Source organism: Actinomadura sp. 21ATH, assembly GCF_041951345.1.
In the GTDB taxonomy this organism is placed as follows: Bacteria; Actinomycetota; Actinomycetes; order Streptosporangiales; family Streptosporangiaceae; genus Spirillospora.
On record NZ_JBGNUR010000002.1, the window covers coordinates 147,509 to 163,508 of the forward strand.

The following is a 16,000-nucleotide window of genomic DNA, read 5'->3' on the forward strand; positions in this document are numbered from 1 at the left end:
GAAGCTAGTGACCGGTATCCGTGCCGGACAGAGCGGCGGCCGCCACGTTCGGGGTTCGTAAGAAAGGCTGACGCAGCGGCGTTCCACGGTCGCTGTCCGGAACGCTCACCCGGCGCGGCGTCGGCGCACCCGACGGGCGCCGCCAGCCTGGAACGGCATGCCGCCCCGCGGCCGTCTGGAGGCTGGACCCGTACGGTCTCGTACTGGTCCCCGGAGAGTCGGGAGCGTCTCCACCACGGCTGGGGCGGCCACGTGGCTCGCTCCGCGAGGGGCCGCGGGGCGTGGAACCCGCGGCGGCCCCTCGCATTGTCTGGATCAGCAGACTTTGGAGCCGGAGTAGGTGGTCTTCTGCTGGCCGTTCCAGTTCGTGTTGACCATGGCCCGGTAGGACTTGCCGTTGACGCAGGGGCGCGGGCTGACGGCGCTGGCCGCGGTGTTGTTGCCCGTCACGCGGGGACCCGTCGCCACGGTGACCCAGGAGCCGACGTCCAGCAGCTGCTGGATGAAGGTCTGCACCGCCACCGAGTCGTTGCCCGAGGTGTGATCGGTGATCGTGCCCTGGGCTCTGACGTAGTTGGCCGCACTGTCGGTGGCGACGCCCGCGCCGACCGTGTATTCGGCCGCCGGGGCCGCGTTGGCCGGGGCGGCGGACGCCGTGACGAAGAGCCCTCCGCCGGCCATCGCCGTGGCCAGCGTTCCTGCCACGACGGCGCGCTTGGAACGTCCGGACATGCTGGTTCGCATATCGCTTCTCCGGTTCCTATGTCGGCACGCCCGCCAGGCATGCCTGGGAGAAGCAAGTGAACCGCCCACATGCTTCAGACCTGCTTCAGAACGGTGTCTCGCCCAGCCGGCCCCACACCAGACACCGCCTCCACCAGGGCGATGCCCACCTCAACGGCCGCTTCGGCGTCGTGCAGTCCTACTCCCTGAGCATCTGGCCGCTTACCTCGAAGAGCCCGGTCCTGGCCTGTGCGCCCGCCGTTCCGGACCGGGCCGATCGCCGTGTTCGTCGGTCAGCGGTAGCGGCGCGTGGCCACCAGGTAGAGCAGGCAGCCCAGGGCCAGCACGGCACAGGCGCCCAGGGGCGCGGCGGCGCCGGCCGGGAGCAGGGCGCCGCCGGCCGCCGTTCCGAGCGCGATCCCGGCGTACAACGCCGCGGAGTTGAGGCCGACCACCACGGCCGTCTCCTCCGGCGCCGCGTTGATCAGCCGAACCTGCTGCGCCGGTGTCTGGAACCACGTCGCGGCGCCCCAGGCCGACATCAGCAGCGCGGTCAGCGGCAGAAGGTGCGCGCCCGCCGCTGCGGCCCAGGCGAACGCGGCGAGCGTCGCGGCCAGCGCGGTGAACCCCACGAGCTGAACCCGGATCGGCCCGTACCGGTCCACCGACGTGCCGGACGCCAGGTTGCCGGCCACCGCGCCGGCGCCGTACAGGAACAGCAGCCACGTCTCCGCCGCGGTTCCGGTGCCGAGCGCGCGCATGATCGGGACGGCGTAGGCGTACAGGCCGTACCCGGCCGCCATCCCGAACACGGTGAGCGGCAGCACCGCGACCACGCCGGGCCGGCGCAGCGCGGCCAGCCGCCGCCTCAGCGGTACGGCCGGACCGCCCGGCAGCGCGGGCAGCGCGGCGTACACGCCCGCCCCGGCCACCGCGCACAGCAGCGCGACCAGGCCCAGCGCGGCCCGCCAGTCGAGCATCTTCGCGGCCACGTTCCCCAGCGGGACGCCCAGGGCGGTGGCCATCGTCAGGCCCCCGATCACGACGGCCAGCGCCCGGGCACGCTGCGCGGGCGTGACCAGCGACGCGGCCACCGCGCCCGCGTTCGGTGTGAACGCGGCGGCACCGGCCGCGGCCAGCACACGGGTCGCCATCAGGACCGCGAAGTTCGGCGCCAGGGCCGATCCCAGATTGGCCAGCGCGAGCACCGCCAGGGCGCCCACCAGCAGCGGGCGCCGCGGCATCCGGGCGAGCACGGTGGCCAGGACCGGTGACAGCAGCGCGTACGCGACCGCGAACGCCGTCGCCGACTGCCCGGCCGTGCCCTCGGTGACGTTCAGCGAGCCCGCCATCCCGGGCAAGAATCCGGCCACCACATAGGCGTCGGTCCCGACGGCGAACGTCCCGAGCGCCAGCACGAACGTGGACCCGAGCCCGTGCGGGGCGGCGGCCTCCCGGCCGGACTCGGGCTCGACTTCCGTGCGATGTATCGGGATATTCTTCATCCCTGTTCCTTCCGTAGAAATCGGCGGGCGGCGGTGAGCCCGGTCAGTCCACCAGGCGGTCGTAATTGCGGCGGGTACGGCGGGCCCCCGCAGGAGCGCGTTCCATCAGGTCGGCGATCGTGTGGCCGGCCAGCTCACGCCGCCAGGCCAGTTCGGCACGGCGCATCATGCTCGAGATGCCGCAGGGCTGGTCGAACTCGCCGCCGGCGTCCCGACCGCCCTCGCCGCGCCGCCGGATCTCGGTGCACTGGAACGGCTCCAGCGGCCCCTCAAGCGCGGTGACGACCTCCATCACCGTGATCCGCTCCGGTGGCCGGGCCAGCGACCACCCGCCCCGTACACCGGGGGCGGAGGTCAGGATTCCGGCCCGCGCCAGCGCCTGGAGCCGCTTCTTCAGATACTCCTGCGGGAGATCGAACCAGGCTGCCAGCCTGCGGATCGACACCGGCGCCCGATCCTCCAGCCAGCCCAACGTCACGCAGCAGTGCAGGCCCCACTCGACACCCTCCCCCATCCGCATGAACCGGGATCATACACATCCCGGTTAAGTGAGGGACGCGCAAACGCCCCTGGACGCGCCACCGCCAACCGACGCGCCACAAGCCGCAGGAAGGCGCAGAGCGCGGCCACCCGCGCGCAAGCGGCGGGGAACGGGTGGCACTGCGGCCGGCGCGTCCGGCACCCGCGCCTCCACTGACTTCGTCGGCTGGGGCGGTGGGCGACCGCGGAGGAACCAGGTGATCAGTTCGGGGTCTCTCCCGGGGCCACGCCGTCGGCGGCAGCGGATGATCATCGCTGCGGCCACGGTCGGATAACCGAGACCATCCGGCCCTGGCCGGCTCCATCCCCCATGGTGAGCGCCGCCAGTGCGGGTGCCGCCTGATTCAGCGGCCCTGCCGCGCGCCGTCAGGTCCCGTCGCGGGAATCCCGGCGCAGCAGCAGGAGGGCGACGTCGTCATGGGTCGTCTGGCGGCCGATGAGCGCCGACATCACCCGCGCGCTGACCGCTTCGGGCGGACCGGCGTACACCACCTCGCACAGGCGGTCGATGCCGTCGTTGAGCGACTGCCCGCGCCGTTCGACCAGGCCGTCGGTGTAGAAGCACAGCAGGGCGCCGGGCGGAAGCTCCACGATCGTGGGTGGGCGCCGGTTCGCCAGGCCCAGCCCGATCAGGACGTCCGACTTCATCTCGACCGGTCGGGCCGGCTGCCCGGGCACCGCCAGCACCGGGGCGAAGTGCCCGGCCGAGGCCACCCTGGCACGCTCCAAACCGGGATCGAACACCGTGTACAGGACGGTCGCCGTCGCATCGGGCTCGAAATGCTGCATCTTGCGGTCGAGCTTGCCCAGCACCTCGGCCGGGTCGCCGCTCTCCAAGGCGTAGGCCCGCAGCGCGCTGCGCATCCGGCCCATCACCACCGCGGCGGAGAACCCGTGCCCGGCCACATCGCCCATGACGACGCCGATCTCACCGGACGGCAGGTCGAACACGTCGTACCAGTCCCCGCCGACGCTGGCCTCGCCGGGCCGGTAGCGCGCCGCCAACTGGGCGCCGGGGACGGAGGGGAGCGTGGCCGGCACCAGGCTGCGCTGCAACTCCAGCGCCCCGGCACGCTCGGCCCGGCTCAGCAGGGACCGGACCGCCAGCGCGACGCGCGCCCCGGCCATCTGGAGGAACTCGACCTCCTGGTCGTCGAACCGGCGGGTGGTGAGTGTTCCCACGTGGAGGACGCCCACTAGCACACCGCCGGCGACCAGCGGAACACCGAGGAGCGAGCGCAGGCCGCGCTGGACCAGGAGGGGGTTGAACACGCCGGCGCTCGGCACGTCCTCGATGTAGACCGGCTGCCGCTCCGCCGCGACCCGCCCGGCGAAGCCCTGCCCCACCGGCACGTGCGCGGCCTGGGTGACCTCTTCCTCGATGCCCCGCGCCGCGGTCGCCACCAGCTGCTGAGCCTGCCGGTCCAGCAGCAGTACGACCGCCGTGTCGACGCGCAGGATCTGGCGCACGCGTTCGAGCAGGGTGTCCAGCAACTCCTCGACGTCCATGTGCATGAACGCCTCGTCGGTGATCGCCCGGATGTTCTCCAACTGCCGGACGGCATCCACCGGGACACTTGCCTCCTGCTCCACTTGACCACAGTATGTGCCGTTTCTGGCGCCGGAAGCACCGGATCCCGTTCCGCAGCTAAAGAACACCCAAAGCCGCTTGGGTCTGAATCCGGAGGAGGGTGCTCCGACAGGAGCTCCTGGACGGATCGCGGACGGCCACATCACGCGAGCCGGACGCCCGGGCACGAACGGCAGAGGCCGCCGCCCGCGACCGCTGCCCCAACCCGGTGGCCATCATCATCGACTCCAAGACGGTCAGGGCTCCGAGACCGTCAGCAAAGGCACCCGCGGCTTTGACCCTGCCAGACTGATCGAAGGCCGCGAACGGCACCTGGTGGTCGACGGCGGCGGCCTGCAGCTGATGGCGATGGTCGTCTGGTCGGCCATCATCCAGATGACCCGCCGCCTGGCCCGCACTAGCCCACAAGAGCCTGCTGACGGCACTGGCATGGCTCTCAGGGCGCTTGGGCGGCTGGGTTCTTCAAGATCTCGAACAGGGCGAAACAGTTCTCGGTGCCGTGCCCGCGGGCGATCGCTTGTTCGGCGAGGCCGGCGGGGTCCAGGACCACGGGCATGAACCAGCCGAGCGCGCTGTCGGCGAACGCGGCAACGGGGACGCCGGCCGAGTCGGCCAAGGCAGCGGCGTGCAGGAAACCGTTGAGGGTCGCGTACATCATGCCGAGCAGCGCGGTGTTGAACAGCACCGCCAGGTCCGGGTCGGTGCCGAGGTGACGAGGATCGCCCAGGTCCGCCAGGGTCTCCCGGTGCCGGTCGAGGACGTCGCGGGCTCCGCTGTACAGCAGAACCGATTCGGGTGCCCGATGAGAGGCGGCGGCACGCGCTCTGCCGCCCAGCCGGCGGCCGCGCGGGCTTCCGCGGGAGTTCCGGAGTTGAGGCTCACCAGTGTGCCCCCGCTGAGTGCGCCGGCGGGTTCGAAGACCCGGTACATGGTCGGGTAGTCGTTGAGGCACACGATCGTGACCGGGCTCGCGGTTACGGCGTCGGCGACGGTGGCCGCGCGGTGCGCTCCCTCGGCCACCAGGCCGTCGGCCTTGGCGGCGGTACGGTTCCAGACCGTCAGGGACCGGCCCTTGCCGAGAATGCGACGCGGTCATCGCGCCCAGGTAGATCGGTGAACGCGCCCCCACTGCTGCGAGCTGCATTCCCGCCGCAGTGGTCTCCCCACCCACCGGCCCGGATCTTGAGTCCGCGCGGAAACGGGTGCAGATCGAGGGGCCCCGAGCTCGTGCTGGGCCGCTGTCAGGGGCGCAACCGGTGGAACAGCTCTATCCGGGCGTGGTGGTAGTCGATGTCCTCCTGGTCGTGTGTCGCTCCCGAGCGGGCGGCCTTGTGGAAGTAGGCGTACTCCCTGCGGAGCTTGTGCCTGGCGAGCTGGGCGAGCGAATCCTCGTCCAGGAAGGCGGCCGTGCCGCCCTCCTGGTGGTAGGCGGCCACGAACTCCTTGCTCGGGCCGGCCAGGTCCTCACCCCATTCCAGGGCGGCGGCGGCCAACTCCAGTTCGGGGGCGCCGACGAAGGTCTCGTCCCAATCGAGCACCGCCACGATCCGGTCGTCCCTGGCCAGGGTGTTGCCGGTGTAGTAGTCGCCGTGAAGGGGGTGGCGCACGGGGTGCTCGGCGTGGAAGGCGGCCAGCCACCGGTCCAGGGCGGTGTCCTTGAGTTCGGCGGCGTCCTGGGGCGGATCGCCGTACAGGCCGGACTCCTGGAAGGCGGGCACCGGCCGCGGGCCGGGACGGAAGCCGGCCAGTGACTTGTGCAGACGGGCGAGCAGGCGGGCACCGGCCTGGCGTTGGGCCGGGACGTCGGAGTCCGGCCAGGTGCCCTCGATGTGCGGCCAGCAGGAGACCGGGCGGCCCGCCACGATGATCACTGTCGTCCCTTCGGCGGTCGGCAACGGGGCGACGGCTTCGGGGAGGACGGCGGCGGCGTGCCGGGCGACCGCGTGGCACCACTCGGATTCGGCGGTGGTGCGCCGCGCCGGGCCGACGCGGACGACGTGGTCGCCGAGGCGGTAGGCGGCCGATTCCTCGCCGCCGTGCAACCGCTCGCCCTCGCCCTCTCCCGCGACACCCCAGGCCAGGGCCACGGCTTCGCGGATCTCACGGGACAGGGGCGTCTCAACGTAGATCATTCCGGCAGCCTAGGCGGTGGACTCCAGCGTTGAACCTGCGCTGGCGTCGGTCGCGTCGCCCCTTCGCTCTCACTATCGGTGACGGTGGCGGGCGGCCGGGCTGGCGTACTGCTCGAACACCGCCTACGCGCGCCGCCCGTACTCACCGAACACGCTCGCATCGGCACCGAACTGCTCGGCGACGAACCCGACGGCTGGGGCAGCACCCCCCATTGGTCACGGGCACATCACCACCATGAAGCCGCCCCGAACTCCGTACCAGCGCGCGGCCGACAACCGTCACCGTCTCCGGCCTCCATCGGTGCGTCATCCGCAGAAGACCAATGGTCCTTCAACGCGCTCTTAGGCCAGCCGCGCCGCGTACTCCTCGACCAGCCGCTCGGTGCGGGCCTTCGGCCACGGGCCGCGATGCTCGCCGTGGGTGACGGCGAAGAACCGTTCCAGGTGGACGTGCCAAGCGGCGAGCGCGGCCGGCCGCAGGTGGGCCAGCTCCCGCGGCAGGGTCTGGGTCAGCTCGACGCGGACGCCCAGGCGGGGATCGGAGACGATCTCCCAGCGCACGGTGCCGGCAGGCGTCCCGTCCTGCAGCCACCGGTACTCCAGCAGCCGCGGCGCGTCGACCGCGGTGACGTCGCCGGCCGGCACGTAACCGTTGGCCGCGGGCGCGGGCGGTTCGCCGCCGATCGACGGCGCGGTGTCCCCCGTGAGCAGCCGCCACACCTCGCCGGCCGGTTTCCACACCAGGTCGCGGGCGAAGCTCAGCTCGTAGCCGCCTTCGCCGTCGCGGACCGTGCCCTCGGCGAGGCCGAACCTGTCGATGTAGTACTCCATCGGCCCCAGCCAGTCGGTCCGGGCGGGCACGGCCGTGCCGTCGAGCCGCCCGGCCAGCTCGGCCAGGCACGTGTCCCAGCCGGCGGCGGTGCGGCCGGCCCCCAGCAGGCCCACCCGGCCGCCGCCGATGGTCTGCGTGAACACCAGCAGGCAGCCGTCGCCGTCCGGGATCAGCTCGAAGCGCAGCACGTCGATGTTCCAGCGGAACATGAACACTCTCGGCGGGTCGACCTCGAGCACCTCGCCGTCCGACGTCCCGTCCGTCGCCTGCTCCCCCGGGAAGACGAACCGCATCGGGGCGCCGGGGCGCAGCTCCGCCTCGACCCTGGCGGGAAACCAGTGGGCCAGCTCCGCCGGGTCGGTCACCGCCCGCCATACCTTCGCGGGCGGGTGGGCGAGCCGCCGCTCGAAGCGGAGCACCGGCTCCCCGCCGATGGTCCGCAGGGTCGCGTCCTTCGTCATCGGGTTCCCCCGTCGTCGTCCGGCATGGTGTCCAGATGGTCTTCGAGTGCGTCGAGGCTGGCGTTCCACATGCGCCGGTAGGGCGCGAGCCACGCGTCGATCTCGGCGAGCGGCGCCGGGCGCAGCCGGTACCAGCGGCGCTGCGCGTCCTGCCGGACCTCGACGAGCCCGGCGCCGCGCAGCACCTTCAGGTGCTTGGACACGGTCGGCTGGGTGAGCTCCAGGTGCTCCACGAGATCGCCGACCAGCCGTTCACCGTCGCGCAGCAGATCGAGGATCTCCCGGCGCCGTGGCTCGGCCAGCACTTCAAAGGTTGATGCCACACCGGCAATATAGCTAGCTTGGAATATAGACGCAAGCGGAAGCAGCACGGCCTCCTGAGAGCGTAGGCAGCCGCATCCTCGGCACGCAGCCAGCGGCCGGAGCGGTGACGGTACCGGACCAGGGTTGGGAGGTGCGCACATGTGCCGAGGTCTCAGTCCCCCGGCTCACGCCGGCGGTCGCTGGTATTCATGGACGCGACGCGCGCCATCGTCAGGCCGCCGGCTCCAGGAGCACAGCAACCTCTTGGACGGTGCGGTAGTACCCGCTCAGATACCGCAGGAACCGCACCCGTAGCAGGGCCACGCCATCAAGAGCGATCAGCCCGACAGCGGCGGCCGGCGGCCGCCGTCCCGCGGCCTGGTCGGTGCTCGCGGGTGATGATGGGGAACATCTCCTCCGCGTGCGCGAGTCCGCGCCGTGAGCGCCGACCACCCCGGAAGGAACGGGTACGGCCAGCCGATCAGCGGGGACGGCTGTGAGCGGCTTCGGCCAGATCCGTCCATTGCTCGACCGAGGAGTGCGGCACGACCACCCAGTCCTTGACCTCTCTGCCCTTCCCCGAGGGGTCGAACAGGGACGCTCCGGGCAGCGCGAGCGCGGCAGTGTGCTCGGGGGTGCCCTCGACCAGCCGGAACACCATCGCCTGGTCGCGCTGCAGGCTCGCGAACACCTTCCCCGCATGGTCTTTGAGTGCGGGCCTTCCCATCATGCTGGAGACCCGTACACCCAGGTCGGCCAGTTCGGCGCCGACCTGTTCGAAGTCTTCTTCCGCGCTCATCGTCAGACGGTTCCCAGTCCCATGCCGGCGTCATCGGGCGGTCTTGCCGCAGTCGGGGACAACTTCCCGCGTGACGCGGGCATCCCGTCCCGGTCCCCCGGCGGCGATCAGGCTAGCCCTCCCGGCGGCACTGATCAACATCGGCTGCCTGGAGGCTGGCCACGGCTACCGTCGGCCAGATGAGCCGCCTTCTTGGTCGCTGCCGGTGCGGCACCCCCGCGCTGCGGGACCTCCCGGTGGGCTCACCTGGCGTCCCCGAGTCCGCGGTCGATGCGGATGCGCAAGGAGCGCAGCGCCTGCCTGAGCTCCGCCGGTTCGATGCCGGTGAGATCGGCGTCGAACGTCAGGAGCAGCCCTGCCAGCCCTGCCCATGACCACGCACCGAGCGTGAGCCGGCAGCTGGAGTCGGTCTCGTGCTCGACCGTCGATCCGCCGGGGGCGAAGCGTGCGACGACGGGTGCGGGCAGTGCGATGACCGCCGATCCGCGGCACGGCCATTCCGCCGGGGTGTCGCCGCGGTCGTGCGTGCTCATGACGAAGGCGACCGGGTCGCCGTGCGGGAGCTCGCGGCGGTCGAAGGCTCTGCCCGCGGGCATGCGCGGTTGGAGGCGGTCGATGCGCATCGCGCGCCACCGGTCCGCGGCCGGTTCGAACGCGACGAGGTACCACCGTGCCGCCCACACGACGAGGTCGTGCGGCTCCAGCGTGAGCGTCGCCGGCTCGCCTTGACCGGTGTAGTCGACGCGAACGGTGTGCTGCCGGTTGATCGCCTCGCCGATGAGGTGGACGATCTCGGCGTCGATGGGCGCGGCGGGAAACTCCCAGTAGTTGCGCGCCGCGGAGACGGTGAACGCTTCGGCGTGGACGCGGCTGCGGGCGGGCATCGCCTGCTGCAGCGTGGCCAGGGCGCGGGCGGAGTTCTCGCGGATGCCCGACAGGATCGCGGGCGCGGTCTGGAGTGCGACGGCCGCGGCGACGGCCTGGTCCTCGTCGAAGACGACCGGCGGCAGCCGGGTCGCGCTGCCGAGCCGGTAACCGCCGCCCGCTCCGCGCACGGCCTCGATGTCGTACCCGAGCTCCCTGAGCGTGTCGATGTCGCGCCGCACCGTCCGCACCGACGCCCCGAGCCGGGTGGCGAGCTCCTCGGCGGTCAGGGTCGCGCCGACTCCGAAGATCGAAAGCAGCTTGAGGGCCCGCGCGGAGGTGGCGGCCATCCCTCCCCCTCCACAAAGCGGTCACTCGGTGGCAACTATAGCTGTGATGGTGGCCGGCATGACCGCTTCACAGATCCCCCAAGAGGGCACGCGTGCACCGGCCGCTCCCTCCGCGCCCGTCTCCGGCGCGGGCGCGAGCATGGCGCTGCTGGTGGTGCTCTTCGGTTCCTTCATGGACCTTCTCGACGCGACGATCGTCACCGTCGCGGCCCCCGCCATAGCCCAGGACCTGGGAGCCGGCGACGCCCAGATCCAGTGGATGATCGCCGCCTACGTCCTGGCCCTCGGGGCCGGCCTGATCACCAGCGGGCGGCTGGGCGACCAGTACGGCCGCAAGCGCCTGTTCATGATCGGGCTGGCCGGGTTCATGCTCACCTCCGCCCTCTGCGCGCTGGCCACCGATCCGGGAACGCTCATCGGCATGCGCGCCGCGCAGGGACTGACCGCTGGAGTCATGGTCCCGCAGGTGTTCGGGATCATCCGGGCGTCGTTCGCCGCGGGCGAGCGCGCCAGGGCGTTCGGTGCCTACGGCGCGGTCCAGGGGCTGGCGTCGGTCGCCGGCCCGCTGCTGGGCGGGCTGCTCGTCGAAGGCGACCTGTTCGGGCTGGGCTGGCGCACCATCTTCTGGATCAACGTGCCCGTCTCGATCCTGGCGCTCGTCATCGGCGCGAAGGTCCTGCCGGAGTCCCGTTCCGCCTCGACCGCGCGGCCGGATCCGCTGGGCGCGCTGCTGGCGGCCTCGGGCATCCTGCTCCTGCTACTCCCGATCATCCAGACCGAGACCTGGGGATGGACCTGGGCCAGCCATGCCCTGCTCGCGGCCGCTCTCATCATGCTGGCGATCTTCCTCGCCTACGAGCGCCGCCTCGCCGCGGGCGGGAACGAACCCGTCTTCGATCCGGCTCTGCTGCGCATCCGCGCCTTCGCGGCCGGCCTGAGCACGTCCGTGCTCTTCTTCGGCGGCATCGGGGCGTTCTTCCTCACCCTGTCGGTCTACCTCCAGAACGGCACCGGCCGCACCGCGTGGGAGACCGGCCTGGTGATCCTGCCGTACGCGCTCGGCTCGATCATCACCTCGGGACTCGGCGTCGCTCTGGCCGCCAGGGCCGGCCGGGCCCTGCTGATCGCGGGCTCGCTCACCATCGCGGCGTCCCAGCTCCTGTTGTGGGCGTTCATCAGGGACGGCAACGACCCCGGCTACTGGCACCTCGCCCTCGCCCTTCTCATCAGCGGCCTCGGCCTCGGTCTCGCCGCGCCCATCCTCGTCAACGTCGTCCTCGCCGGCGTCCCCGGCCGCAACGCCGGCGCAGCGGGCGGCGTGCTGTCCACCGTGAACCAGATCGGCGGCGCCATCGGCATCGCCCTCCTCGGCACGGTCTTCTTCACCGCCGTCACCGAATCGGCGACGGGCGCGCCCGGACCGGCCGACTACGGTCACGCGCTCGGCATCGTCCTCGTCGTCTCCGCGGTGCTCTATGTCGTGGCCGCGCTGATGATGCTCGCGCTCCCCAAGACCGCGGCCGAGCACATCGACCACTGAACCGGTGCGAGGGCAGGACCGCGCCATCCGGCGCGCTGTCCTGCCCTCGGCGGCCGGCCGGCCGAGCCTGCCGCACCGCCAACGGCGCCCGCGGAGGGCGACCCGGGCCCTTCCCCGCCGTGAGATCGTCGGCGCCATCCGCTCCTTGGGCCGCTCGCCGGGTGGCCGGTCAGAAACGGAACGCCTGGACGAACCGGGGAAGCAGCTCGGGCTCGCCCTCCACCCGCACGCTGCCGTCGGCGAGTGCTTGCTCAGGAGTCTTGGCGCCGGTCATCAGCGCGTGGAGTCCCTGCTCGTTCCGCCTCTCGATGACCAGGTCCGGGGCCGGGTGCGGACCGATGCCGACCGTCAGTACTCCGGCGGTGATCTGGATCCGGAGGGTGAACTCGCCCATGCGGACCTCGTACCCGGCGGTGGTGTCCCGGGCCGCCTCGGGGCGGTAGGTGGTACGGAAGGCCATGGCGACCGACTCGGCGGTGATGGTCTCGCCGGGGCGGGGCTCGGTCATCGTGCGGGCGCCCCAGCGGCCGAGTGCGATCAGTGCCGGTTCCAGGTCGCGGCCGTAGTCGGTGAGCTCGTAGACGGTCGCGCGTTCGGGGTGGGGCAGCGCGCGGCGGGTGGCCAGGCCCGCTTCCTCGAGCTGCTTGAGGCGGGCCGACAGGATGTTGGTCGGGATGCTGGGCAGGCCCTTGCGCAGGTCGGTGTAGCGCTGGGGCCCCGATAGCAGGTTGCGGACGATCAGCAGTGTCCAGCGTTCGCCGATCATCTCCAACGCGCGGGCCAGGCCGCAGAACTGTCCGTACTCGCGTGCCGTCATGGAGCACATCCTACAGCGAACTTCACTTGACAAAGCATGCTTGCAAAAGACAAGCTCACTTCTCGTTCGGCCATCCGGCCGGGCTCGCGGGTGCTGGGTGAGGAGTGATCGCATGTCCGACGGCCTGACAGGGCGGAAGATCGTGGCGGGGCTGTTCGTCTCGCTGGACGGTGTGGTGGAGGCCCCGGAGCGGTGGCACTTCCCGTACCTGAGCGAGGAGATGGGCGCGGCGGTCGGCTCGATGTACGCCGAGGCCGACACGCTGCTGCTGGGACGGGCGACCTACGAGGCGTTCGCCGCGGTGTGGCCGCGGCGGACCGGTGAGCTGGCCGACGCGATCAACGGCATCGGCAAGGTCGTGGCCTCCACGACGCTGACCCGGCTCGGCTGGAGCGACTCCACCCTCATCGAGGGCGAGCTGGTCGCGGCGGTCAAGGAGCTCAAGGAGCGGCCCGGCGGCACGATCACGATCGCGGGGAGCATCAGCCTGGTCCGCACCCTGCTGGCGGCCGGCCTGCTGGACGAGCTGCGGCTGCTGGTCCACCCGCTGGTGGTGGGGACGGGCCGGCGCCTGTTCCCCGACGGCACCGCACCCGTGCCGCTGAAGCTGGTCCGGTCGGCCGCCTTCGCCACCGGCGTGCTCGATCTGACCTACCGGCCGGCCTGATCCCGTTCCCGCGAGCGCAATCCACCGATCAAGGAGCTTTCCATGACCCACACGATCCGTCCCCCGGCCGCGGCCGTCAGTCCCGCGCGCACCGCCCGTCCGGCGGCCCGGCCGCTGCTGGGCTGCGCGATGGCCGCGGGCCCGCTGTTCCTCGCAGTGGGCGTCACCCAGGGGCTGCTGCGTGACGGCTACGACTTCACCCGCAACGCCATCAGCCAGCTCAGCCTCGGTGACCTGGGCTGGATCCAGGAGACCAGCTTCGTGCTCACCGGAGTGCTGATCATCGCCGGCGCGGCCGGTGTGCGGCGCGCGCTGGACGGCGGGCCCGGCGGCACCTGGGCGCCCAGGCTCATCGCCGTGTTCGGGGTCTCGTTCCTGGTCAGCGCGGTGTTCCCGGCCGATCCCGGCGCCGGCTTCCCGCCCGGCGCCGCCGAGGGCCCGGCCGCCTCGCTCAGCACCAGCGGCGCCGTCCACATGCTCGGCGGCATGGTCGGCTACCTGGCGCTGTGCGCGGCGTTCCTGGTGCTGGCCCGGCGCTTCTCGGTCCAGGGCCGGCGCGGCTGGGCCGCCGCCTCCCGGATCGTTCCGGTGGCCGTCCTGGCCGGTTTCGCCGGCTCCGCCGCCAGCGTGCTGATCTTCTTCGCGGGCGCGGCGCTGGGCCTGGTGTGGCTCACCGCGACCACCGCGCGGCTCGCCACCGCACCGCCGGCCGGACAGTGACCGCCGATCCTTCCACCGCCACCCCACATCACCAGAACGGAAACACCGATGCACACCACTGAGATCAGAACGCTTCAGGTTCCCGGCGCGTCCCTGCACTACGAGGTACGCGGGACGGGCCCGCTGCTGCTGATGATCCCCGGCGCGCCCGCCGACGCCGGGGCGCTGACCGCCCTGGCGGCGTGCCTGGCCGACCGCTACACCGTCGTCACCTATGACCAGCGCGGCCTGTCCCGCAGCGTCCTGACCGGACCGCCCGCCGACACCGGCGTCGCGGTCTTCGCCGACGACGCCCACCGGCTGCTGGCCGCCCTGGACGACGAGCCGGCCCACGTGCTGGGCAACAGCGGCGGCGCGCTCACCGCCCTGGACCTGGCGGCCCGCCATCCCGAGCAGGTGCGCGCGCTGGTCGTCCACGAGCCGCCGCTGCCCGAACTGCTGCCCGACCGCGAGCACTGGCGCGCCGCCTTCCAGGACGTGTACGACACCTACCGCGCCCACGGGGCGGGCGCGGCGATGGGAAGGTTCATCACCACGGTCGACGGGGAGGACAGCGCGCCCCCGGCGATGCCCGACCCCTCCCACATGCCGCCCGAGGCGCTGGAGATGATGGGCCGCATCCAGGGCAACCTCGATCACTTCCTGTCCCACGTGCTGCTGCCCGTGCTGCGCTACTCCCCCGACATCGCCACGCTGCGCTCGCGTTCCATGCCGATCACCGTCGGTGCCGGGGCGTTCTCGGGCGACGGAGTCCCCGCCCAGTCGGCCCGGGTGCTGGCCGAGCGGCTCGGCGTCGCGCCGGTCACGTTCCCCGGTGACCACCAGGGTCTCGCGACCGACGCCGCAGCCTGCGCCGACATCGTCCACACCGCCCTCTCCTGAACCCGCCACCACGAGAACGGAGCCCAGACCATGACCGCACCGGCCAAGGGCGACCCCGCCAGCTACTTCCCCGCGATCGAGGCCAGGTACGGCCGCCCCGTCCAGGACTGGATCGACCTGATCGACTCCTCGCCCCTGACCAGGCACATGGAACTCGTCGGCTGGCTCAAGACCGAGCACGGCCTCGGGCACGGCCACGCCAACGCCCTGGTCGCCCACACCCTCGCCGCCAGGAAATAGCCCACCGGTCCCTCCCGTGGGCCCCCGACACATCGGAAGCCCACGGGACCCGCGGAGCCTCCGGCCGCCTAAAAGGGCGGAGCGGAGGTCCTGGGCACGGTAATGATCGAGGCGAGCGGCGCTTCGCATCGGAACGCCGCCGCAAGGGACCTCGTGCCGGCCGCCGGGACGGGGACCGGGAAGGAATCGAAATGATCTTTGTTGCGGGCGCCACCGGGAACGTGGGTTCGGAGGTCGTGCGCGCACTGGCCGCCGCCGGCGCGCCGGTCCGGGCACTGGTACGCGACCCCGAGAAGGCCCGGCTGCCCGAGCGGGTCGAGGCGGTGTCCGGAGACCTCGATCGGCCGGACACGCTGACGGGCGCGCTGGAGGGCGTGCGCGCCGCGTTCCTGCTGCCCGGGTACGCCGACATGCCCGGCTTGCTGGCCGAGGTCCGCCGGGCCGGCGTCGAACACGTCGTGCTGCTGTCGGGAGGCTCGGCCGCGAGCGGCGACATGACCAACGCGGTCACGCGGTACATGGTGCTGTCCGAGGCGGCCGTCCGGGAGTCCGGAGTGCCGTGGACGTTCCTGCGGCCCAGCGGCTTCATGTCCAACGCGCTGCGGTGGCTGCCGCAGATCCAGGCGGGCGACCGGGTCCGGGTCACGTTCCCGAACGTGCCGGTGGCGTTCGTGGACCCGTTCGATCTGGGCGAGGTCGCGGCGCGGGCACTGCTCGACGGCGGGTACCGGGGCGAGATCCTCTGGCCGACCGGGCCGGAGGCGCTGCTGCCCGCCGACCAGGTCGCCGTCCTCGCCGGGGTGCTCGGGCGCGACCTGCGCGCCGTGGGCCTGTCGGACGAGGAGGCCCGCGCCGAGATGGCCGCGGCCATGCCGGTGGAGTACGTCGACGCGTTCTTCGACTTCTACGTCAACGGCTCCCTCGACGAGTCGATCGTCCGCCCGACCGTGCTGGAGGTCACCGGACGCGCACCCCGCACGTTCGCGGACTGGGCGAACGCGCACGCCGCCGACTTCCGCCGGTGACCGCGTCCT

At 72.2% G+C, this 16,000-nt stretch carries 18 protein-coding genes; 6 read left to right on the top strand and 12 right to left on the bottom strand.

Features of this window, described 5'->3' with window-relative positions; all coding sequences use genetic code 11:
* Positions 1–315: 315 nt before the first annotated feature.
* The 11 genes from ACA361_RS07340 to ACA361_RS07390 form a co-directional block, all read right to left on the bottom strand.
* Positions 316–732 (bottom strand): hypothetical protein, encoded by a 417-nt coding sequence (locus tag ACA361_RS07340; RefSeq protein ID WP_375011050.1) that lies wholly within the window; start codon positions 730–732, stop codon positions 316–318.
* A gap of 284 nt (positions 733–1,016) precedes the next feature.
* Positions 1,017–2,228 carry an MFS transporter gene (locus tag ACA361_RS07345; protein WP_375011051.1) on the bottom strand — a complete coding sequence of 404 codons (1,212 nt, stop codon included), beginning with the start codon at positions 2,226–2,228 and terminating at the stop codon, positions 1,017–1,019.
* A gap of 43 nt (positions 2,229–2,271) precedes the next feature.
* The gene (locus ACA361_RS07350) at positions 2,272–2,748 is read right to left on the bottom strand and encodes an RrF2 family transcriptional regulator (protein ID WP_375011052.1); all 477 of its coding nucleotides are present in this window, start codon (positions 2,746–2,748) and stop codon (positions 2,272–2,274) included.
* 386 nt (positions 2,749–3,134) lie between these two features.
* A complete protein-coding gene (locus ACA361_RS07355; RefSeq protein WP_375011053.1) occupies positions 3,135–4,361 on the bottom strand; it encodes a PP2C family protein-serine/threonine phosphatase in 1,227 nt (408 codons plus the stop codon).
* 434 nt (positions 4,362–4,795) lie between these two features.
* Positions 4,796–5,044, bottom strand: a complete 249-nt coding sequence (locus ACA361_RS07360) for a hypothetical protein (RefSeq protein ID WP_375011054.1) — start codon at positions 5,042–5,044, stop codon at positions 4,796–4,798.
* Positions 5,014–5,442, bottom strand: a complete 429-nt coding sequence (locus tag ACA361_RS07365; RefSeq protein WP_375011981.1) for an NAD(P)-binding domain-containing protein — start codon at positions 5,440–5,442, stop codon at positions 5,014–5,016. Before ACA361_RS07365 ends, ACA361_RS07360 begins: the two co-directional genes overlap by 31 nt.
* Positions 5,443–5,600: 158 nt before the next feature.
* Positions 5,601–6,491, bottom strand: a complete 891-nt coding sequence (locus ACA361_RS07370; RefSeq protein ID WP_375011055.1) for a phosphotransferase enzyme family protein — start codon at positions 6,489–6,491, stop codon at positions 5,601–5,603.
* A gap of 342 nt (positions 6,492–6,833) precedes the next feature.
* Positions 6,834–7,784, bottom strand: a complete 951-nt coding sequence (locus ACA361_RS07375) for an SRPBCC family protein (RefSeq protein WP_375011056.1) — start codon at positions 7,782–7,784, stop codon at positions 6,834–6,836.
* The gene (locus ACA361_RS07380) at positions 7,781–8,107 is read right to left on the bottom strand and encodes an ArsR/SmtB family transcription factor (RefSeq protein WP_375011057.1); all 327 of its coding nucleotides are present in this window, start codon (positions 8,105–8,107) and stop codon (positions 7,781–7,783) included. The genes ACA361_RS07375 and ACA361_RS07380 overlap by 4 nt, the downstream gene beginning before the upstream one ends.
* Before the next feature lie 461 nt (positions 8,108–8,568).
* A complete protein-coding gene (locus ACA361_RS07385; RefSeq protein WP_375011058.1) occupies positions 8,569–8,886 on the bottom strand; it encodes a hypothetical protein in 318 nt (105 codons plus the stop codon).
* 242 nt (positions 8,887–9,128) lie between these two features.
* The gene (locus tag ACA361_RS07390) at positions 9,129–10,100 is read right to left on the bottom strand and encodes a helix-turn-helix transcriptional regulator (protein WP_375011059.1); all 972 of its coding nucleotides are present in this window, start codon (positions 10,098–10,100) and stop codon (positions 9,129–9,131) included.
* A 58-nt stretch (positions 10,101–10,158) separates the two neighbouring features.
* Between ACA361_RS07390 and ACA361_RS07395 the strand changes: the two genes are divergently transcribed.
* Complete coding sequence (locus ACA361_RS07395) at positions 10,159–11,640, top strand: MFS transporter (RefSeq protein ID WP_375011060.1); 1,482 nt, start codon at positions 10,159–10,161, stop codon at positions 11,638–11,640.
* A gap of 169 nt (positions 11,641–11,809) precedes the next feature.
* Here ACA361_RS07395 and ACA361_RS07400 read toward each other — a convergent pair whose 3' ends face one another.
* Complete coding sequence (locus ACA361_RS07400) at positions 11,810–12,457, bottom strand: winged helix-turn-helix transcriptional regulator (protein WP_375011061.1); 648 nt, start codon at positions 12,455–12,457, stop codon at positions 11,810–11,812.
* A gap of 112 nt (positions 12,458–12,569) precedes the next feature.
* On the opposite strand from ACA361_RS07400, the gene ACA361_RS07405 reads away from it, so the two are divergent.
* The 5 genes from ACA361_RS07405 (at position 12,570) to ACA361_RS07425 (ending at position 15,991) form a co-directional block, all read left to right on the top strand.
* Positions 12,570–13,124: a dihydrofolate reductase family protein gene (locus ACA361_RS07405; RefSeq protein WP_375011062.1), complete on the top strand. Its 555-nt coding sequence runs from the start codon at positions 12,570–12,572 to the stop codon at positions 13,122–13,124.
* Between the two features lie 42 nt (positions 13,125–13,166).
* On the top strand, positions 13,167–13,844 hold the full coding sequence (locus ACA361_RS07410; protein ID WP_375011063.1) for a DUF998 domain-containing protein: 678 nt from the start codon (positions 13,167–13,169) through the stop codon (positions 13,842–13,844).
* 48 nt (positions 13,845–13,892) lie between these two features.
* The gene (locus ACA361_RS07415; protein ID WP_375011064.1) at positions 13,893–14,726 is read left to right on the top strand and encodes an alpha/beta fold hydrolase; all 834 of its coding nucleotides are present in this window, start codon (positions 13,893–13,895) and stop codon (positions 14,724–14,726) included.
* Positions 14,727–14,756: 30 nt separating this feature from the next.
* Positions 14,757–14,966, top strand: a complete 210-nt coding sequence (locus ACA361_RS07420; protein WP_375011065.1) for a DUF4287 domain-containing protein — start codon at positions 14,757–14,759, stop codon at positions 14,964–14,966.
* 191 nt (positions 14,967–15,157) lie between these two features.
* Positions 15,158–15,991 carry an NAD(P)H-binding protein gene (locus ACA361_RS07425; protein ID WP_375011066.1) on the top strand — a complete coding sequence of 278 codons (834 nt, stop codon included), beginning with the start codon at positions 15,158–15,160 and terminating at the stop codon, positions 15,989–15,991.
* The last annotated feature ends 9 nt before the right edge of the window (positions 15,992–16,000 follow it).

What these genes read in the sequence shown, in the direction of transcription:
- ACA361_RS07415 (WP_375011064.1), top strand. Translation starts at nt 13,893, where the DNA reads ATGCACACCACTGAGATCAGAACGCTTCAGGTTCCCGGCGCGTCCCTG.
- ACA361_RS07340 (WP_375011050.1), bottom strand. Translation starts at nt 732, where the DNA reads ATGTCCGGACGTTCCAAGCGCGCCGTCGTGGCAGGAACGCTGGCCACG.
- ACA361_RS07390 (WP_375011059.1), bottom strand. Translation starts at nt 10,100, where the DNA reads ATGGCCGCCACCTCCGCGCGGGCCCTCAAGCTGCTTTCGATCTTCGGA.
- ACA361_RS07345 (WP_375011051.1), bottom strand. Translation starts at nt 2,228, where the DNA reads ATGAAGAATATCCCGATACATCGCACGGAAGTCGAGCCCGAGTCCGGC.
- ACA361_RS07410 (WP_375011063.1), top strand. Translation starts at nt 13,167, where the DNA reads ATGACCCACACGATCCGTCCCCCGGCCGCGGCCGTCAGTCCCGCGCGC.
- ACA361_RS07420 (WP_375011065.1), top strand. Translation starts at nt 14,757, where the DNA reads ATGACCGCACCGGCCAAGGGCGACCCCGCCAGCTACTTCCCCGCGATC.
- ACA361_RS07385 (WP_375011058.1), bottom strand. Translation starts at nt 8,886, where the DNA reads ATGAGCGCGGAAGAAGACTTCGAACAGGTCGGCGCCGAACTGGCCGAC.
- ACA361_RS07425 (WP_375011066.1), top strand. Translation starts at nt 15,158, where the DNA reads ATGATCTTTGTTGCGGGCGCCACCGGGAACGTGGGTTCGGAGGTCGTG.
- ACA361_RS07375 (WP_375011056.1), bottom strand. Translation starts at nt 7,784, where the DNA reads ATGACGAAGGACGCGACCCTGCGGACCATCGGCGGGGAGCCGGTGCTC.
- ACA361_RS07395 (WP_375011060.1), top strand. Translation starts at nt 10,159, where the DNA reads ATGACCGCTTCACAGATCCCCCAAGAGGGCACGCGTGCACCGGCCGCT.
- ACA361_RS07400 (WP_375011061.1), bottom strand. Translation starts at nt 12,457, where the DNA reads ATGACGGCACGCGAGTACGGACAGTTCTGCGGCCTGGCCCGCGCGTTG.
- ACA361_RS07405 (WP_375011062.1), top strand. Translation starts at nt 12,570, where the DNA reads ATGTCCGACGGCCTGACAGGGCGGAAGATCGTGGCGGGGCTGTTCGTC.
- ACA361_RS07350 (WP_375011052.1), bottom strand. Translation starts at nt 2,748, where the DNA reads ATGCGGATGGGGGAGGGTGTCGAGTGGGGCCTGCACTGCTGCGTGACG.
- ACA361_RS07370 (WP_375011055.1), bottom strand. Translation starts at nt 6,491, where the DNA reads ATGATCTACGTTGAGACGCCCCTGTCCCGTGAGATCCGCGAAGCCGTG.